This is a genomic window from Vibrio sp. B1-2 (assembly GCF_963888445.1).
Lineage (GTDB): Bacteria > Pseudomonadota > Gammaproteobacteria > Enterobacterales > Vibrionaceae > Vibrio > Vibrio anguillarum.
In genome coordinates, this window is the sequence record NZ_CAWPJH010000032.1 from 1 (window position 1) to 661 (window position 661).

General features: G+C 47.0%; 2 tRNA genes and 1 rRNA gene. All 3 read right to left on the minus strand.

Going from position 1 to position 661, the window contains the following annotated elements:
* Positions 1-182: 182 nt before the first annotated feature.
* Positions 183-258 (minus strand) — tRNA-Ala (locus AACQ75_RS09930).
* A 44-nt stretch (positions 259-302) separates the two neighbouring features.
* Positions 303-379: transfer RNA gene (locus AACQ75_RS09935), tRNA-Ile, on the minus strand.
* A gap of 65 nt (positions 380-444) precedes the next feature.
* Positions 445-661, minus strand: a 16S ribosomal RNA gene (locus AACQ75_RS09940); the annotation flags it as partial.

Here is a 661-nt window from a genome sequence, read left to right on the forward strand (position 1 = left end):
AGCTTTCCCAAGAACACTTGAATGTGTTTGGTATCAATACGTTAAACGTATTGATGTTGAGAACTTTTATTTGATAACAACAAACACGTTCGTTGTTATCAGTCAGCTTTCCAAATTGTTAAAGAGCACGATTTTCTAATGAAAACCATTTTTAAAAACACTATTACTAGTGCGCTTAAAGATGGTGGAGCTATGCGGGATCGAACCGCAGACCTCCTGCGTGCAAGGCAGGCGCTCTCCCAGCTGAGCTATAACCCCATCAGGTGTGTGATACTGTGTGCCAATCTTCTGGGAGGAAGAATTGGTGGGTCTGAGTGGACTTGAACCACCGACCTCTCGCTTATCAGGCGAACGCTCTAACCACCTGAGCTACAGACCCAGCATCGTCTCTTAAACTGTATAAACCATCAATCTGTGTGGACACTCATCAGTGTAATCTTCGTATAAGGAGGTGATCCAGCGCCAGGTTCCCCTAGCGCTACCTTGTTACGACTTCACCCCAGTCATGAACCACAAAGTGGTGAGCGTCCTCCCCGAAAGGTTAAACTACCCACTTCTTTTGCAGCCCACTCCCATGGTGTGACGGGCGGTGTGTACAAGGCCCGGGAACGTATTCACCGTAGCATTCTGATCTACGATTACTAGCGATTCCGACTTCATG